A 16,302-nucleotide genomic window follows, 5' to 3' on the forward strand; every position below is an offset into this window, starting at 1 on the left:
GTGGAAGATTTAAAAGGGGCCAAAAAGAAAACCCCCGACAAGCCGGAGGCTCATCGGGGGTTTCAGGTAAAGCGCCTTGCGGCGCCTACCGGCTCAGCTTATTGGCAAGCTTCGCAATCCGGCTCGTCGATGGCGCATGCCTTCGGCACTGGAGCAGGGCCGGCTGGCGCTGCCAGGACCGAGTCGCCACCGTGGTTGCCGCCGCTGGAAACAGCGTTCAGCTTGCCGGTGTTGATGGTCGACTTCTCGGTGCTGGTCGCAGCCAGGGCACGGAGGTAGTAAGTGGTTTTCAAGCCACGGTACCAGGCCATGCGGTAGGTCACGTCCAGCTTCTTGCCCGATGCGCCGGCGATGTACAGGTTCAGCGATTGAGCCTGGTCGATCCACTTCTGACGACGGCTGGCCGCGTCAACGATCCACTTGGTGTCCACTTCGAAGGCGGTCGCGTAGAGCTCTTTGAGTTCTTGCGGGATGCGCTCGATCTGTTGCACCGAACCGTCGTAGTACTTCAGGTCGTTGATCATGACCGAGTCCCACAGACCGCGAGCCTTCAGGTCGCGAACCAGGTACGGGTTGATCACGGTGAATTCGCCCGACAGGTTCGATTTCACATAAAGGTTCTGATAAGTCGGTTCGATCGACTGCGATACGCCAGTGATGTTGGCGATGGTCGCGGTCGGTGCGATGGCCATGATGTTGGAGTTGCGAATGCCTTTCTGCACACGGGCACGAACCGGCGCCCAGTCCAGGGATTCGTTCAGGTCAACGTCGATGTACTTCTGGCCACGTTGCTCGATCAGGATCTGTTGCGAATCCAGCGGCAGGATGCCCTTGGACCACAGCGAACCCTGGAACGTCTCGTAGGCGCCGCGCTCATCGGCGAGGTCGCAGGACGCCTGGATCGCGTAGTAGCTGACCGCTTCCATCGACTTGTCGGCGAACTCGACGGCAGCGTCGGAACCGTAAGGAATGTGCTGCAGGTACAGCGCGTCCTGGAAGCCCATGATGCCCAGACCGACCGGACGGTGCTTGAAGTTGGAGTTCTTCGCTTGCGGCACCGAGTAGTAGTTGATGTCGATCACGTTATCGAGCATGCGCACGGCGGTGTTCACGGTGCGTTCCAGCTTGGCGGTGTCCAGCTTGCCGTTGGTGATGTGGTTCGGCAGGTTGATCGAACCCAGGTTGCAAACGGCGATTTCGTCCTTGTTGGTGTTCAAGGTGATCTCGGTGCACAGGTTCGAGCTGTGAACCACACCGACGTGCTGCTGCGGGCTGCGCAGGTTGCACGGGTCTTTGAAGGTCAGCCATGGGTGGCCGGTTTCAAACAGCATGGACAGCATCTTGCGCCACAGGTCTTTGGCCTGGATGGTCTTGAACAGCTTGATCTTGCCCGGGTACTGGGACAGGGCTTCGTAGTACTCGTAGCGCTCTTCGAAGGCCTTGCCGGTCAGGTCGTGCAGGTCCGGCACTTCGGATGGCGAGAACAGGGTCCACTGACCGTCATCGAAGACGCGCTTCATGAACAGGTCAGGGATCCAGTTGGCGGTGTTCATGTCGTGGGTACGACGACGATCATCACCGGTATTCTTGCGCAGCTCGATGAACTCTTCGATGTCCATGTGCCAGGTTTCCAGGTAGGCACAGACAGCGCCTTTGCGCTTGCCACCCTGGTTGACGGCAACGGCGGTGTCGTTCACCACTTTCAGGAACGGAACAACGCCCTGGGATTTGCCGTTGGTGCCCTTGATGTACGAGCCCAATGCACGCACCGGGGTCCAGTCGTTGCCCAGGCCACCGGCGAATTTCGACAACATGGCGTTGTCGTGGATCGCGTGGTAGATGCCCGACAGGTCATCCGGCACGGTGGTCAGGTAGCAGCTCGACAGCTGTGGACGCAGGGTGCCGGCGTTGAACAGGGTCGGGGTCGAGGACATGTAGTCGAAGGACGACAACAGGTTGTAGAACTCGATCGCGCGATCTTCCTTGTTCTTCTCTTCGATCGCCAGGCCCATCGCCACGCGCATGAAGAAGATCTGCGGCAGTTCGAAACGGATACCGTCCTTGTGGATGAAGTAACGGTCGTACAGGGTTTGCAGGCCCAGGTAGGTGAACTGCTGATCGCGCTCGTGGTTGATCGCCTTGCCGAGTTTTTCCAGGTCGAAGGTGGCCAGGACCGGGTTCAGCAATTCGAATTGGATACCCTTGGCGATGTACGCAGGCAAGGCCTTGGCGTACAGGTCGACCATTTCGTGGTGGGTCGCGCTTTCGGCGACTTCCAGGAAGTTCAGGCCTTCGGCACGCAGGGTGTCCATCAACAGGCGAGCGGTCACGAACGAGTAGTTCGGTTCGCGTTCAACCAGGGTACGGGCGGTCATCACCAGGGCGGTGTTGACGTCGGTCAGGGCCACGCCGTCGTACAGGTTCTTCAGGGTTTCGCGCTGGATCAGGGCGCCGTCGACTTCTTCCAGGCCTTCGCACGCTTCGGTGACGATGGTATTCAGGCGGCCCATGTCCAGCGGTGCGAACGTGCCATCGGCGCGGGTGATGCGGATCGACGGGTGAGCGTCGACCGCGGCCTCGGCCGGTGCGTGGGCGGCGCGTTCTTTCGAGCGGCCGTCGCGGTAGATCACGTAGTCGCGAGCCACTTTCTGCTCGCCGGCACGCATCAGGGCCAGTTCGACCTGGTCCTGGATTTCTTCGATGTGGATGGTGCCGCCCGATGGCATGCGACGCTTGAAGGTCGCGGTGACCTGTTCGGTCAGGCGGGCCACGGTGTCGTGGATTCGCGACGAAGCGGCAGCGGTGCCGCCCTCAACTGCGAGGAACGCTTTGGTGATGGCGACGGTAATCTTGTCATCGGTGTAAGGAACGACAGTGCCGTTACGCTTGATCACGCGCAGTTGACCCGGCGCGGTCGCGGACAGATCCGAAGTCGAATCAGCGGCCTGCGGCAAGGTACCCTGCGGGTTCTCGCGAGTTGTGTCGGTTTGCATGGGGGGTTGTCTCCACATTCTCTATGTTTGTTTGGGCACCATCACGGTGCTCACCGTTCCGTCCTGAAGCACTACAACCGGCCAGGGGCCGGGCATACCAACTTCGGGACAGATCAGGAAGGGGCTACAGGGCGCCGCTTCCATGCCGAACTATTTTGGTCCCAGGCCTTGAGCCTGAAACCGGGATCCTTTTGAGTGACAGCAACTGACTGCAACACCCGTACCGTTGTCGCCGTTTTCGGCTCAAGAACAGTAGCCATCCGCATGCGCGGTTTGGTCTTCCAAAAATACGTTTGGTTCAACCGGACAGAGGCAATAAAAGCGCTTGAAATCGGTGTCTGGTTTGTGTTTGGTTTTTGATGCAAAACCCTACATGTAGGGTTTTTTTCGCGCAGCGCTACAAGATAATGCGTTTTGGGGGGTGTTGCAACGTACTAACCTGTGGATAAGCCTGTGCGTAAATTGTGTGTGAAAGTTGGAACATGCGTGTAGGCCGCGACTGCACTGGAGCGGACCGATTTTCACTGATTTTCAATGTTTGAAAACGATCAGTCGGATTTTTAAGGGCGCGAACCCTACCACAAAAAACCGGCATGGCCGAACGCATTTGCCGGCTTGTGTTCTCGACGAGTGGCGTTTATACCATCGACCACTGCATACGCATTCTTATCCCCCTGGTCATTACAAAAAGACGGGCGGATGCTTTCTTATTTCGTGTTGTTGGCAAGCAGAGGTCACCGTGGAGCAAGAAGCCTGGCAGATATTGATTGTGGAAGACGACCAGCGTCTGGCCGAATTGACCCGCGAATACCTCGAGGCCAACGGTCTGCGTGTGTCGATCGAGGGCAATGGCGCCCTGGCAGCGGCCCGCATCATCGCTGAGCAGCCGGATCTGGTGATCCTCGACCTGATGCTGCCGGGCGAGGATGGCCTGAGCATCTGTCGCAAGGTCCGGGAGCGTTTTGATGGCCCGATCCTGATGCTCACGGCTCGAAGCGACGACACCGATCAAATTCTGGGCCTGGACCTGGGGGCTGACGATTATGTCTGCAAACCGGTGCGCCCCCGGTTGCTGCTGGCGCGCATCCAGGCCTTGCTGCGGCGCAGTGAAGTCCCCGAAGCCACCCCGGAAAAGCTTCGGCGCCTGCAATTCGGTCCGTTGGTGGTGGACAACGCATTGCGTGAAGCCTGGCTCAATGACCACGGTATCGAGCTGACCAGCGCCGAGTTCGACCTGCTCTGGCTGCTGGTGGCCAATGCCGGGCGCATCCTGTCCCGGGAAGAAATATTCACCGCGTTGCGTGGCATCGGCTATGACGGCCAGGATCGCTCCATCGACGTGCGCATCTCGCGTATTCGCCCCAAGATTGGCGACGATCCAGAGCATCCGCGGCTGATCAAGACCATCCGCAGCAAAGGCTATTTGTTCGTTCCAGAGGCCTGCACCCTGTGAATTCGATCTTCCTGCGCATTTATGGTGGCATGTGCGCGGCGTTGATTCTGGTGGCGGTACTGGGCGTACTGGCCTTGCACTTGCTCAATCAGGTGCGCGGCGAGCAATACCGTGAACGCCTGGCCCACGGCACGTTTGCCCTGATGGCCGACAATCTGCAGCCGATGAAACCGACGGAGCGCCACCGGACCCTGCTGGTGTGGGAGCGCCTGCTCGGGATTCCCCTGGCGTTGAAAACCTTCGACCAGACCGACCTCGATCTCACGCAGCGCACCCGCGTGTTGCGCGGTCAGGCGCTAGTGGAGCAGACCGGCCCGCACGCGGCGAAGGTTTACCGCCTGGTCAGTGACAAGGAACAGCTTGTACTGACGGGGGAGGTGCAGCAGATCAGCGAGCAATTGGCGCGGGCGACTATTTATCTGCTGGCGGATGAACTGGTGCGTGTCCCGGTGGCCGAGCAGCCCCGGCGTCTGGCGCAATTAAAGGAAGAGAAGGGCTTCGGCTTTGATCTGCAACTGGTCACGGTCGACCAGGCCGACATGGACGAAGACCAGAGCCGCCGAGTGGCCGAGGGCGATACGGTGATGGCCCTGGGCAAGGGCGGCGATTCGATCCGAGTGTTCGCCGGCATGGTCGGTACGCCCTGGGTCTTGGAGATCGGTCCGCTGTACCAGATGAATCCTTACCCGCCGGAGTGGCTGGTGCTGATCGCGGCCCTAGGCTTGAGCCTGATCGGTTTGATCGTCTATTTATTGGTGCGCCAGCTGGAGCGCCGTTTGCGTGGCCTGGAAGCCGCGGCCACGCGCATCGCCAAGGGCAGCCTGGAAACCCGGGTGCCGGCGCGCGGTGCGGACTCGGTAGGGCGCCTGGCGTCGGCGTTCAATGGCATGGCCGAGCACTTGCAGCAGTTGTTGGCGATTCAGCGGGAACTGGTACGCGCGGTGTCCCATGAGTTGCGCACACCGGTGGCACGCCTGCGATTTGGCCTGGAGATGATCGGTTCGGCCACTACCCCGCAAGCGCTGGAGAAATACCGCGAAGGCATGGACCATGACATCGAGGATCTCGATCGTCTGGTGGACGAGATGCTGACTTATGCGCGCTTGGAGCAGGGCTCGCCGGCGTTGAACTTCCAGCGCATCGACCTGGATGCCTTGGTCAATCAGGTGATCGAGGAACTGGCCCCGCTGCGGGCTGAAGTCACGGTGCGACGCGGCCTGTGCCTGTCGGCCGCCGATTGCGACGACGCCTGGGTCGAGGCCGAGCCGCGCTACCTGCACCGGGCGTTGCAGAATCTGGTGAGCAATGCCATGCGCCACGCTCAATCGCGGGTGACGGTCAGCTATCAAGTGGGGCAGCAGCGCTGTCGGGTGGATGTCGAGGATGACGGGCCGGGCGTGCCGGAATTGTCGTGGGAGAAGATCTTCACCCCGTTCCTGCGCCTCGATGACAGCCGCACCCGGGCGTCGGGCGGGCATGGCTTGGGGTTGTCCATCGTGCGACGGATCATCCATTGGCATGGTGGGCGCGCGTTGATCAGCAAGAGCAAGCGTTTGGGCGGGGCGTGTTTCAGCCTGAGTTGGCCGAGGAATCAGGAGAAGCGTTGAGATTTTTGTTGAATATTCGACCGCTTTCGCGAGCAAGCCCGCCCGCATTGGATCTGTGTCGGGCACATATTCCAGGTACGCCTCAGGTCCAATGTGGGAGCGGGCTTGCTCGCGAAGAGGCCCTGTCAGGCCCCTCAAATCTTCAGGCCTTGATACTGACCAGACTCAACAACTGCCCATCCATCACCGCAAACTGCGCATCCAGCTCGGTGCCATTGCGCCATTCGCTGGACAGGTCGGTGAGCAATCGCACGCGCACTTCACCCTTTTCGCTCCACTCCAGCACTTCCGCATGTTCAAAATAGAACCGCTGCCGAACGATCGGGTACAGCGCCTTGAACACACTTTCCTTCACCGAAAACGTCAGCGTCACCAGCAGCGCCAGCTGATCCCGACGGCCTGCGTTCATGCGCTGCAACTCCGGCGCGGTCAGGATTTCGCCGGCCAGGCGTTCGGCCCGGTCGGGGGCAAGCAGGTTTTCCAGGTCCATGCCCAGCCCGCGCCAGTGGCTTTTCTTCGCGACGATCGCCGCCGCCCGGCCGGTGCTGTGGGTGATCGAACCCGTGATATGTGACGGCCACAGCGGTGCCCGGTCCTCACCGATGGCCGGGATAAAGTCCAGTCCTTCCAAGGCTTGCAATGCCGCCCGAGCGCAGACCCGTCCGGCGAGAAACTCCGCCTGGCGCTTGGCGACCGAGCGCTGGATGCTGGCTGGCGGCTCGATGGCACTGCGTTGAAAATCATCGCTGGCCAATTGTGCGGTATTGAAGTGAGTGCCCAACAGGACCGTATCGGGCAGCACCAAGGGTAGCGGCCAATCGGCATCAAGTGGGGTGCAGCAGGCGGGTAGGGCAGGGGCGCGATTCATCTCGGCATTTTGCCGGGTTGCCCGGGTGCTGGGTAGTCCTGGCGCAAAACCGCGGTGAGCCATTCGCGGTCTACCTGATCAGCCAAAGATCTTCTTGAAGAACGCCTGCATGTCCGCCCACGACTGTTCATCCGCCGCCTTGCTGTAACCGATATCCGGTCCGCCATGATCACCATGGCCGAGACGATCCGCATCGGGATTGCTGAACCCATGCTTGGCGCCTTCAAGGCTGACGAATTGATAGTCGGCCCCCGCCTTGTCCATCTCCGCCTTGAACGCCGCGACGTTATCCGCAGTGACCATACTGTCCAGGGCGCCATGCTCGACGAGGATTTTGGCTTTTACGCTGCCTGGCGTCGCTGGCGTTTTGGTGGCCAACGCGCCGTGGAAGCTCACCACGCCCGCCAGTGGCAAGCCCTGGCGTGCCGCGTTCAACACCACCGCGCCACCGAAGCAATAACCGATCGCCGCAATTTTTTCCGGGTCGGTTTGCGTCTGTTTCTTCAACAGGTCGAGCCCGGCCTGAAAGCGCGCGCTGGCTGCAGCACTGTCTTTCAGCGCCGCCTGCATGAATGCCATGGCGTCCTTCGGATGTTCTGTGTTCTGGCCATCGCCATACATGTCGATGGCCAGGGCGCTATAGCCCAGTCCGGCCAGATCCCGAGCGCGACGCTTGGTGTATTCGTTGAGCCCCCACCATTCATGCACCACGACCACGCCCGGGCGCTGACCTTTGATGGCGTCGTCGTAGGCGTAGTAACCGATCAGCCGGGTGCCGTCGCTACTTTGGTAAGGAATCTCCTGGGTCTTGATGGCGGCCTGGGTCAGCCCGCTGACGACCAGCAAGAAGAGAGCAAAGAGCATGCGCATGGTCAGAACTCCTGCAGGAAAATCATCGAAACAGCTGGGTGAATCTGGTTCAGCTCAGGTTAAGCGCGTGTTCAGGGGGCGTTCAGGGCAGGGTCGGTAATCTTGCCTCGTAGCCAAACAACATGCCACTCACTAGGAGTTTCACCCATGACTGGATTCAAAAAACTGCTTCTGGCACTCACCGTAATGGGCGCGAGCACGGCAGCGTTCGCCGACGACACTTTCGCCGGCCTTACTTATGGACAGACCAGCGACAAGGTCAAAAAGTCCCGCGCCTTGAGCGACAACCTCGATCGCCCGAACGCCAACGGCGTAATCGACAAGGATAATACCTGGGGCGTGCGCCTGGGTCGGCAAAGCAGCCACGGCCGCTATTACGCCACTTACGACAATGTGTCGGGGTCGCACAATGGCATTAAAGTGCGTCAGGAAAACCTGCTGGGCAGCTACGATCTTTTCTACCCGGGCGGTGGCAGCACCAAGCTGTTCGGCGGCGTCTCGGGCGGGTTGACCAAGGCGAGTCAGGAATCGACAGGCTTCAGCCGCGATACCAACGTCGGTTACACCTATGGTGCGCAGGCAGGTGTTTTGCAACAGCTTTCGCGAAACACGTCGGTTGAACTGGGTTACCGTTACCTGCGCACCAATGCCGGCACCGAGATGCGCGACCACAGCGGCAGCAAACAGGGTTCGCTGAGCATGAACAGCAGTTCCCAGGCCTACGTTTCCGCTAATTACGCTTTCTAAAAAGCGTTCGCGACAGGCCGGTACCGGATCAACCCAGGAGGCTGATCCGGCGTCGCCCTGTCAGTCATCAGGGTGCGCCGTTAGCGCCTCAAGATGTTGATTTGCCCGGGAGGGCGTTATGAAACTGCTGGTCGTCGAAGATGAAGCGCTGTTGCGCCATCACCTGCAAACCCGCCTGACGGATAGCGGCCATGTGGTCGAGTCCGTGGCCAACGCCACCGAGGCGCTGTATCAGACCGGGCAATTCAACCATGACCTGGCGGTGATCGATCTCGGCTTGCCGGGCATGGGCGGGCTGGACCTGATCCGTCAACTGCGCTCGCAGGGCAAGACCTTTCCGATACTGATCCTCACCGCACGCGGCAACTGGCAGGACAAGGTCGAAGGCCTTGCGGCCGGTGCCGATGACTATGTGGTCAAACCGTTCCAGTTCGAAGAACTGGACGCTCGGCTGAATGCCTTGCTCCGTCGCTCCAGCGGGTTCACCCAGTCGACCATTGTTGCCGGGCCGCTGCTGCTGGACCTCAATCGCAAGCAGGCATCCCTCGATGGTCAGCCGCTGGCACTGACTGCGTTCGAATACCGGATTCTCGAGTACCTGATGCTCCATCACCAACAGGCGGTGCCCAAGGACCGCTTGATGGAACAGTTGTATCCGGACGACGACGAGCGCGATCCGAACGTGATCGAGGTGCTGGTCGGCCGTCTGCGCCGAAAACTGGAGGGACCGGCCTGCTTCAAGCCGATCGATACCGTGCGGGGCCGTGGTTATCTGTTCAATGAGCGCTGCACTTGATCAGTTCTCTTCGAATTCGACTGATGCTCGCCGCCACGACCCTGGCGGTTTTGTTCATGCTCGCGTTGCTGCCGGCGATGCAGGGCGCGTTCAGCCTGGCATTGCAGGACGCCATAGAGCAGCGTCTGGCGTCGGACGTCACCACGTTGATCTCCGCCGCACGGGTAGAGAACAACCGCTTGCAGATGCCGGCACAATTGCCCGACGAGCGCTTCAACCTGGCCGACGGCCGTTTGCTCGGTTACATCTACAACCGTGAAGGTCGCGTGGTCTGGCGCTCGAAAGACACCCTTGAAGAGAACATCAATTACACACCGCGTTACGACGGGCGCGGTAACGAGTTCGCAAGGATTCGCGAAGACAATGGCCAGGAGTTCTTCGTCTATGACGTCGAGGTCAAACTGCTCGACGGCAAAAGTGCGGCGTTCAGTTTTGTCGCGCTGCAACCGCTGCGCGACTACGAGATCACCCTCAAACGCCTGCGGGAAAACCTTTACCTGGGCTTCGGCGCGGCCTTGCTGGTGTTGCTGGCGTTGCTGTGGATCGGTCTGACCTGGGGCTTGCAGGCGTTGCGCCGGCTGAGCCAGGAACTGGACGAGATCGAAAGCGGCACCCGCGACAGCCTCAGCGAACAACACCCTAGCGAATTGCTGCGCCTGACCGGTTCCCTGAACCGCTTGCTGCATGGCGAGCGCGAACAGCGCAGCCGCTATCGCGATTCCCTGGATGATCTGGCCCACAGCCTGAAAACCCCCCTGACAGTGCTGCAAGGCGTCAGCGAGGACATGGCCCAGCGGCCGGCGGATCGCGATCAGGCCTGGGTCCTGCAAACCCAGATCGAGCGCATGAGCCAGCAGATCGGTTACCAGCTGCAGCGCGCCAGCCTGCGCAAAAGCGGACTTGTGCGACATCAGGTGCGCTTGCGTCCGGTATTGCAGAGCCTTTGCGACACGTTGGACAAGGTTTATCGCGACAAGCAGGTGCGGGTGACCATCGATGTGTCGGAGCCGTGTTATGTGCCGATCGAGCAGGGCGCCTTGCTGGAGATGTTGGGCAATCTGCTGGAAAACGCCTATCGCCTGTGTCTCGGCGAAGTGCGCATCAGCGCGTGCGAGATCCTGGACGGGATCGAATTGTGCGTCGAGGATGACGGCCCCGGGGTGCCGCCGGATCAGCGCGCGCGGATTCTGCAGCGCGGCGAACGCCTGGATCGCCAGCATCCGGGGCAGGGCATAGGCCTGGCGGTGGTCAAGGACATCATCGAAAGCTACAGCGCGAAGCTGACCCTGGATGATTCACCCCTGGGCGGGGCGGCGTTCCGGATTCAGATTCCGGTGGTATGACCTGAGTCTTGCGGGGTTCTTTCGGGCCTCTTCGCGAGCAGGCTCGCTCCCACAGGGTGAGTGGGTGTACGCAAGATCCATATGCACCCAAAAACACTGTGGGAGCGGGCTTGCCCGCGAAAGGGCCGTCAAATACACCGAAGTAATAGGCTTTGAAAATTCAATTCTCTTGGGCGCGGTAGGCCCCAGGCGTCAACCCCGTCCATTTCTTGAACGCCCGATGAAACGCCGAAGGCTCGGAAAACCCCAGCTGCTCGGCAATCTGTTGCAACGACAGATCCGCGCGCCCCAAGTGATAAATCGCAATGTCCCGGCGCAATTGGTCTTTGAGTTCCTGGAAGCTCGAACCCTCTTCACGCAAATGCCGTCGCAGCGTCTGCGGGCTGATGTGCAGGTGCGCCGCCACCGATTCCATGTCAGGCCAGCATGAACGGTCGCGGCTGAGCAAACGCCGCAGCTGGCTACTCAGGCTGTCGCCGTCGTCGGGGCGCGACAACAGGTCGGCGGGAGACCGTTCGAGAAATCGCTTGAGGGTTCGCTCGTCCTGCAACAGCGGCATATTCAGGTAGCGGCTGTGAAACAGCAGGCTGCTCTGCGCCGCCTTGAACTGCAGCGGGCAGGAAAACAGCAAATCGTATTCCGCGCCGTGTTCGGGCCTTGGGTAGCTGAAAGTTGCCTGCTCCAGACGGATGCGCTGGCCGATCATCCAGCTGCCAAGCCGATGCCAGATCAGCAGCAGGCTCTCGCTGAGGAAATGGTCCGGGTCCCACAGCTGTGCATCGTCGAGGCTCAGGCGCACCCATTCGTCTTCGCGGCTCAGGCTCAGGTGGGGAGCTCCGGGGAACAGGCCGTAAAACAACAAGCCGCGATTGAGCGCGCTTTCCAGGTTGCGGCAGTGGATCACCGCATGGCACATCATCGCGAAACTGCCGGGTTTGCTCGGGGCCGATCCGAAACCCAGGTATTCGTCGTCCAGTGCCAACCACAATCCCTGGATCAACCGGGTGAACTGCTCGGGCGCGATGCGTGCGCGCGGTTCGTCGAGCAGTTCGGCGCTGATCCCCAATCGCTGCAGCAGGTTCGAATAGTCGTACCCACGCCGGCGCGCCCCTCCCAGGGCAGCGCGGGCGAAATGACTGGCGATGGTGCGTTCGCGCATAGAGGCAGGTCCGTCCGGTGAGCAGCGGATGGTAGCGGGGCACACGGGCTATCAACAAGGCGGATATCCGCCAAATTGCAGGACGCGACTTGGCCGATTGGCGGGATTCCGCCACGCTGCTGTGGCTGTTCAGAGTCCAGGAAAAACCTGTAACCCTTGATGTAATAAGGCTGTAGGACATTTCGCCGAAGGTGGCACGGGCCTTGCGATACAACCAGCAGATGCCTGCCGATGCGCAGCTCGACAAAACAAATCCCTCCAGTGCAGGAGGGTTCGCAAATGAGGTGTCGTCGACAACAGATGGAGGTTGTCGCGGGACGCTCTTGAGGAACTTTGCAATGACGACTCGTCAGCCACTGTATAAATCCCTGTATTTCCAGGTGATCGTTGCTATCGCCATCGGCATCCTGCTTGGTCACTTCTACCCGCAGACGGGTGTGGCCCTCAAGCCGCTGGGTGACGGGTTCATCAAACTGATCAAAATGATCATCGCGCCTATCATCTTCTGCACCGTTGTCAGCGGTATCGCCGGCATGCAGAACATGAAGTCGGTCGGCAAGACCGGCGGTTACGCGCTCTTGTACTTCGAAATCGTTTCGACCATCGCATTGCTGGTCGGTCTGGTGGTGGTCAATATCGTGCAGCCCGGTGCCGGCATGCACATCGACGTCACTACCCTGGATGCCTCCAAAGTCGCTCAGTATGTATCCGCCGGTGCGGATCAAAGCGTGGTGGGCTTCCTCCTGAATGTCATCCCGTCCACCATCGTCGGTGCGTTCGCCACGGGTGACATCCTGCAAGTGCTGATGTTCTCGGTGATCTTCGGTTTCGCCCTGCATCGCCTGGGTGCCTATGGCAAGCCGATCCTGGACTTCATCGATCGTTTCGCCCACGTGATGTTCAACATCATCAACATGATCATGAAGCTCGCGCCAATCGGTGCCTTCGGTGCCATGGCGTTCACCATCGGCGCCTACGGTGTCGGCTCGCTGGTGCAACTGGGTCAGTTGATGGCCTGCTTCTACATCACGTGCCTGTTGTTCGTCCTGGTGGTGTTGGGCGGTATCGCTCGCGCCCACGGTTTCAGCGTGCTGAAAGTGATCCGTTATATCCGTGAAGAGTTGCTGATCGTGCTGGGGACTTCCTCCTCGGAATCGGTACTGCCACGCATGCTGATCAAGATGGAGCGTCTGGGCGCGCAGAAATCCGTTGTAGGCCTGGTGATCCCGACCGGTTACTCGTTCAACCTCGACGGTACTGCGATCTACCTGACCATGGCGGCGGTGTTTATTGCCCAGGCCACCGACACGCACATGGATATCACTCACCAGATCACGCTGCTGGTGGTGTTGCTGCTGTCCTCCAAAGGCGCTGCGGGCGTGACCGGCAGTGGCTTCATCGTGCTGGCGGCGACCCTGTCTGCGGTCGGCCATCTGCCGGTTGCCGGCCTGGCGCTGATCCTGGGTATCGACCGCTTCATGTCCGAAGCCCGTGCCCTGACCAACCTGGTGGGCAATGCCGTGGCTACCCTGGTCGTGGCCAAATGGGTCAAGGAACTGGATGTCGATGTGATGCACGCCGAACTGGCTTCCGGTGGTCGCGGCATCGCCGACGAGCGTGAAGAAGATGACCTGGGCGTGGCCGAAGGCCCAACCCCGAACGGCGTCAAGTAACGCTCGCTTCACCGCGACTCAGGCTGCAATGAAAAACCCGCTTCGGCGGGTTTTTTGTGGGCGGCGATCTGAGCGCAACAGTCAGCGCAACTGACGCAAAAGGTGATTGCCGCAATGCCGATGGCTGCCTAGTCTTGGGGGATCGTTTACGGAGAAGACCCATGCTCGGTCCATTGGCATCGCTCAAGATTCTGGATTTCTCTACATTGTTGCCGGGGCCGTTTGCCTCGTTGTTGCTGGCGGACATGGGCGCCGAGGTGTTGCGCATCGAATCGCCGAGCCGCATGGACCTGCTGCGGGTGCTGCCGCCCCATGACCAGGGTGTCTCGGCCAGCCACGCCTACCTCAATCGCAACAAGCGCAGCCTGGCGCTGGACCTCAAGCAGCCGCAAGCGCTGGAGGTGATCAAGCAATTGCTGCAGGACTACGACATCGTGCTGGAGCAGTTCCGCCCCGGCGTAATGGAGCGTCTGGGCCTGGGTTATGAAGCCTTGAAGGCGATCAATCCGAAACTGATTTACGTGTCGATCACCGGTTACGGTCAGACCGGCCCTTACAAGGACCGCGCCGGCCATGACATCAATTACCTGGCGCTGGCAGGGCTGGCCAGTTACACCGGTCGCGCCGACAGCGGGCCGTTGCCCTTGGGCATGCAAGTGGCGGATGTCGCTGGTGGCTCTTTGCACGGGGTGATAGGCCTGTTGGCCGCGGTGATCGCCCGTCAACAAAGCGGCTCAGGACAATATCTGGATGTGAGCATGACCGATTGCGTATTTAGTCTGAACGCCATGGCCGGCGCCGGTTATCTGGCCTGTGGCGCGGAGCCGCACTGGGACGACCAGATGCTCAATGGCGGCAGTTTCTACGACTATTACCGTTCCCGCGACGGCCGCTGGTTATCGGTGGGTAGCCTGGAACCGCCGTTCATGAAGCAAATGTGTACGGCATTGGGGCTGGAGGAGCTGGCAGCCTTGGGTTTGTCGCCTGAACCGGCGCAGCAGAAGAAACTCAAGGAGGCGCTGAAGACCGAATTCGAGAAACACGACTTTGGTGAATTGTGCGCGCTGTTCGCCGAGCTCGATGCCTGTGTCGAACCGGTATTGAATCTGGGCGAAGCGGTTCGGCATCCTCAATTGCGCTCGCGGCAGCTGGTCACTGAAGTGCCGCGCACCGACGGCTCGACCCAACCGCAGATGGCCTGTCCGTTGAAATTTTCGGACGGTTTGCCCGAGCCGCGACATATCGGCGCGGCGCTGGGTGAGCATACCGATGAGGTGTTGGGGGAGTTGGGATATGGCGCTGAGCGGATTGAAGAATTGCGGCGTGCCGGGGTGATTGTTTAGCGACTACGAGGACGCCTTCGCGGGCAAGCCCGCTCCCACAGGTTCCGTGTCGTTTGCAGATTTTGTGTACGACACAGATCCTGTGGGAGCGGGCTTGCCCGCGAAGAGGCCAGTCGAGGCACCGCAAATCCAGCTATTCGACCCGCATCTCCCCACTGAACACCAACGTGCTCCGGCAGCGCCGACACAAATACCGCCGCCCTTGCCGCACCAGCCCATGGCGTTGCGCCGAAAACGCAAAGTCGCTGTCGGCGCAGGGGCATTTGTAGATGTAGCGGGCCACCCTGCGGCGTTTGACGTCGTAGGTGTGGCAGCGATTGGGCGGCAGTTCGTACACGCCACGCATGATCAATTGCCACTCTTCGCCATGGGGCTGGATGCGGTCGCCGAACAACTGATGGGCGATCAGATGGGCCACCTCGTGGGCCACAGTCTGTTTAAGAAAATCTTCAGTGTTTTCCCGGTACAACTGCGGATTGAAACGCAGCATGTTCTCGTGCAAGTGCGCGACGCCGGCTTTTTGCCCGCGCAGCTTGAGGCTCACCACGGGGCGTTTGAAGGGTCGTTTGAAAAAGGATTCAGCTTGTTGGAAGCAGTCTTCGACGCGGGTATTGAGGTGCTCGGGCATGCTTGATGGATCTCCAGAGACGTCGAGTATGCCGCAACCCTCGGGGCTTGCGAATCGTCCAGGCGCCGAATGGTCACCACCGCTCACTGTCCTGAACACGTTAAAAGGCCGCCTGGCGGCGGCCTGTGTTGGCAGATCTGGTTTTTAGGTAAACAGCCTTGTCAGTTGGTATAGACCGGCCCCACGCCGAGTCCCCAGACAATCACGGTGAACGCCATGATGGCCACCAGCACCACCAGGCCTACGGCGAGTACCGAACTCGAAAACAGAAACCCTTCGTCCGACGGAATGTTCATGAACGTCGGCAGCCCGACATAGAGCAGGTACACCGTGTAGCAGATGGCCGCGGTGCCGACGATCATCCCCAGCCACATGTGCGGGTACAGTGCCGCCAGGCCGCCAATGAACAGCGGTGTCGCGGTATAGGTCGCAAACGCGACGCAGCGGGCCAGGCTCGGGTTGGCATCATAGGTACGGGCCATCCAGTGGATGAACGCGCCCATCACCGCAACGCCGCCGAGCATCGCCAGGTACGACATGATCGTCATCCATAGCGCACTCTCTGTCGTCAGCATCACCGGCGCTCGATTGCCGATGACCCAGCCGACCTGTGTGGTCCCGATAAACGCCGACACCGCCGGGATGGCCGCCAGGATGAGCGTGTGGGTCAGGTACATGTGGCTGATGCTTTCCTCCTGGTCGCCACGAATTTCTTTCCATTCTTGGTCAGGGTGGGTGAATAGCCCCACTACGTGATGGATCATGCCAGTCACTCCTCTTGTTTTACCGTCGCCCCCCAGTGGAGCGCCTACGGGCCAAGGT

Annotated in this window: 14 protein-coding genes; 8 read left to right on the top strand and 6 right to left on the bottom strand. The window is 60.3% G+C overall.

Features of this window, described 5'->3' with window-relative positions; translation table 11 throughout:
• Window positions 1–98: 98 nt before the first annotated feature.
• Window positions 99–2,993, bottom strand: coding sequence for a ribonucleoside-diphosphate reductase subunit alpha (locus ELQ88_RS09030; protein ID WP_138964661.1), 2,895 nt, complete (start codon window positions 2,991–2,993; stop codon window positions 99–101).
• A gap of 195 nt (window positions 2,994–3,188) precedes the next feature.
• Here ELQ88_RS09030 and ELQ88_RS34070 point away from each other — a divergent pair, with 195 nt between their 5' ends.
• The 3 genes from ELQ88_RS34070 (at window position 3,189) to ELQ88_RS09040 (ending at window position 6,053) form a co-directional block, all read left to right on the top strand.
• A complete protein-coding gene (locus ELQ88_RS34070) occupies window positions 3,189–3,353 on the top strand; it encodes a hypothetical protein (RefSeq protein ID WP_161599951.1) in 165 nt (54 codons plus the stop codon).
• Between the two features lie 379 nt (window positions 3,354–3,732).
• Window positions 3,733–4,446, top strand: coding sequence for a response regulator (locus tag ELQ88_RS09035; protein WP_128870231.1), 714 nt, complete (start codon window positions 3,733–3,735; stop codon window positions 4,444–4,446).
• A complete protein-coding gene (locus ELQ88_RS09040) occupies window positions 4,443–6,053 on the top strand; it encodes an ATP-binding protein (protein WP_138964663.1) in 1,611 nt (536 codons plus the stop codon). The genes ELQ88_RS09035 and ELQ88_RS09040 overlap by 4 nt, the downstream gene beginning before the upstream one ends.
• Window positions 6,054–6,195: 142 nt before the next feature.
• Here ELQ88_RS09040 and ELQ88_RS09045 read toward each other — a convergent pair whose 3' ends face one another.
• A complete protein-coding gene (locus ELQ88_RS09045) occupies window positions 6,196–6,921 on the bottom strand; it encodes a 4'-phosphopantetheinyl transferase superfamily protein (RefSeq protein WP_138964665.1) in 726 nt (241 codons plus the stop codon).
• A 78-nt stretch (window positions 6,922–6,999) separates the two neighbouring features.
• Window positions 7,000–7,791, bottom strand: coding sequence for a dienelactone hydrolase family protein (locus tag ELQ88_RS09050; RefSeq protein WP_128870229.1), 792 nt, complete (start codon window positions 7,789–7,791; stop codon window positions 7,000–7,002).
• A 147-nt stretch (window positions 7,792–7,938) separates the two neighbouring features.
• Between ELQ88_RS09050 and ELQ88_RS09055 the strand changes: the two genes are divergently transcribed.
• The 3 genes from ELQ88_RS09055 (at window position 7,939) to ELQ88_RS09065 (ending at window position 10,677) form a co-directional block, all read left to right on the top strand.
• Entirely contained in the window at window positions 7,939–8,538 is a 600-nt protein-coding gene (locus tag ELQ88_RS09055) for a hypothetical protein (RefSeq protein WP_138964667.1), read from the top strand.
• Window positions 8,539–8,656: 118 nt separating this feature from the next.
• Window positions 8,657–9,334, top strand: coding sequence for a response regulator (locus tag ELQ88_RS09060; protein WP_128870227.1), 678 nt, complete (start codon window positions 8,657–8,659; stop codon window positions 9,332–9,334).
• Window positions 9,331–10,677, top strand: a complete 1,347-nt coding sequence (locus ELQ88_RS09065; RefSeq protein ID WP_138964669.1) for an ATP-binding protein — start codon at window positions 9,331–9,333, stop codon at window positions 10,675–10,677. Before ELQ88_RS09060 ends, ELQ88_RS09065 begins: the two co-directional genes overlap by 4 nt.
• 160 nt (window positions 10,678–10,837) lie before the next feature.
• On the opposite strand, the gene ELQ88_RS09070 is transcribed toward ELQ88_RS09065, so the two are convergent.
• Window positions 10,838–11,836 (bottom strand): AraC family transcriptional regulator, encoded by a 999-nt coding sequence (locus ELQ88_RS09070; RefSeq protein WP_138964671.1) that lies wholly within the window; start codon window positions 11,834–11,836, stop codon window positions 10,838–10,840.
• A gap of 338 nt (window positions 11,837–12,174) precedes the next feature.
• On the opposite strand from ELQ88_RS09070, the gene ELQ88_RS09075 reads away from it, so the two are divergent.
• Window positions 12,175–13,509, top strand: a complete 1,335-nt coding sequence (locus ELQ88_RS09075) for a dicarboxylate/amino acid:cation symporter (RefSeq protein ID WP_138964673.1) — start codon at window positions 12,175–12,177, stop codon at window positions 13,507–13,509.
• 161 nt (window positions 13,510–13,670) lie between these two features.
• Window positions 13,671–14,852, top strand: a complete 1,182-nt coding sequence (locus ELQ88_RS09080) for a CaiB/BaiF CoA-transferase family protein (protein WP_128870223.1) — start codon at window positions 13,671–13,673, stop codon at window positions 14,850–14,852.
• Window positions 14,853–14,985: 133 nt separating this feature from the next.
• On the opposite strand, the gene ELQ88_RS09085 is transcribed toward ELQ88_RS09080, so the two are convergent.
• Together ELQ88_RS09085 and ELQ88_RS09090 are read right to left on the bottom strand one after the other, a co-directional pair.
• Window positions 14,986–15,480, bottom strand: a complete 495-nt coding sequence (locus ELQ88_RS09085; protein ID WP_138964675.1) for a SprT family zinc-dependent metalloprotease — start codon at window positions 15,478–15,480, stop codon at window positions 14,986–14,988.
• A 161-nt stretch (window positions 15,481–15,641) separates the two neighbouring features.
• Complete coding sequence (locus tag ELQ88_RS09090) at window positions 15,642–16,244, bottom strand: Yip1 family protein (RefSeq protein ID WP_017340184.1); 603 nt, start codon at window positions 16,242–16,244, stop codon at window positions 15,642–15,644.
• Between the last annotated feature and the right edge of the window lie 58 nt (window positions 16,245–16,302).

The sequence above is a fragment of the Pseudomonas sp. MPC6 genome, from assembly GCF_006094435.1.
In the GTDB taxonomy this organism is placed as follows: domain Bacteria; phylum Pseudomonadota; class Gammaproteobacteria; order Pseudomonadales; family Pseudomonadaceae; genus Aquipseudomonas.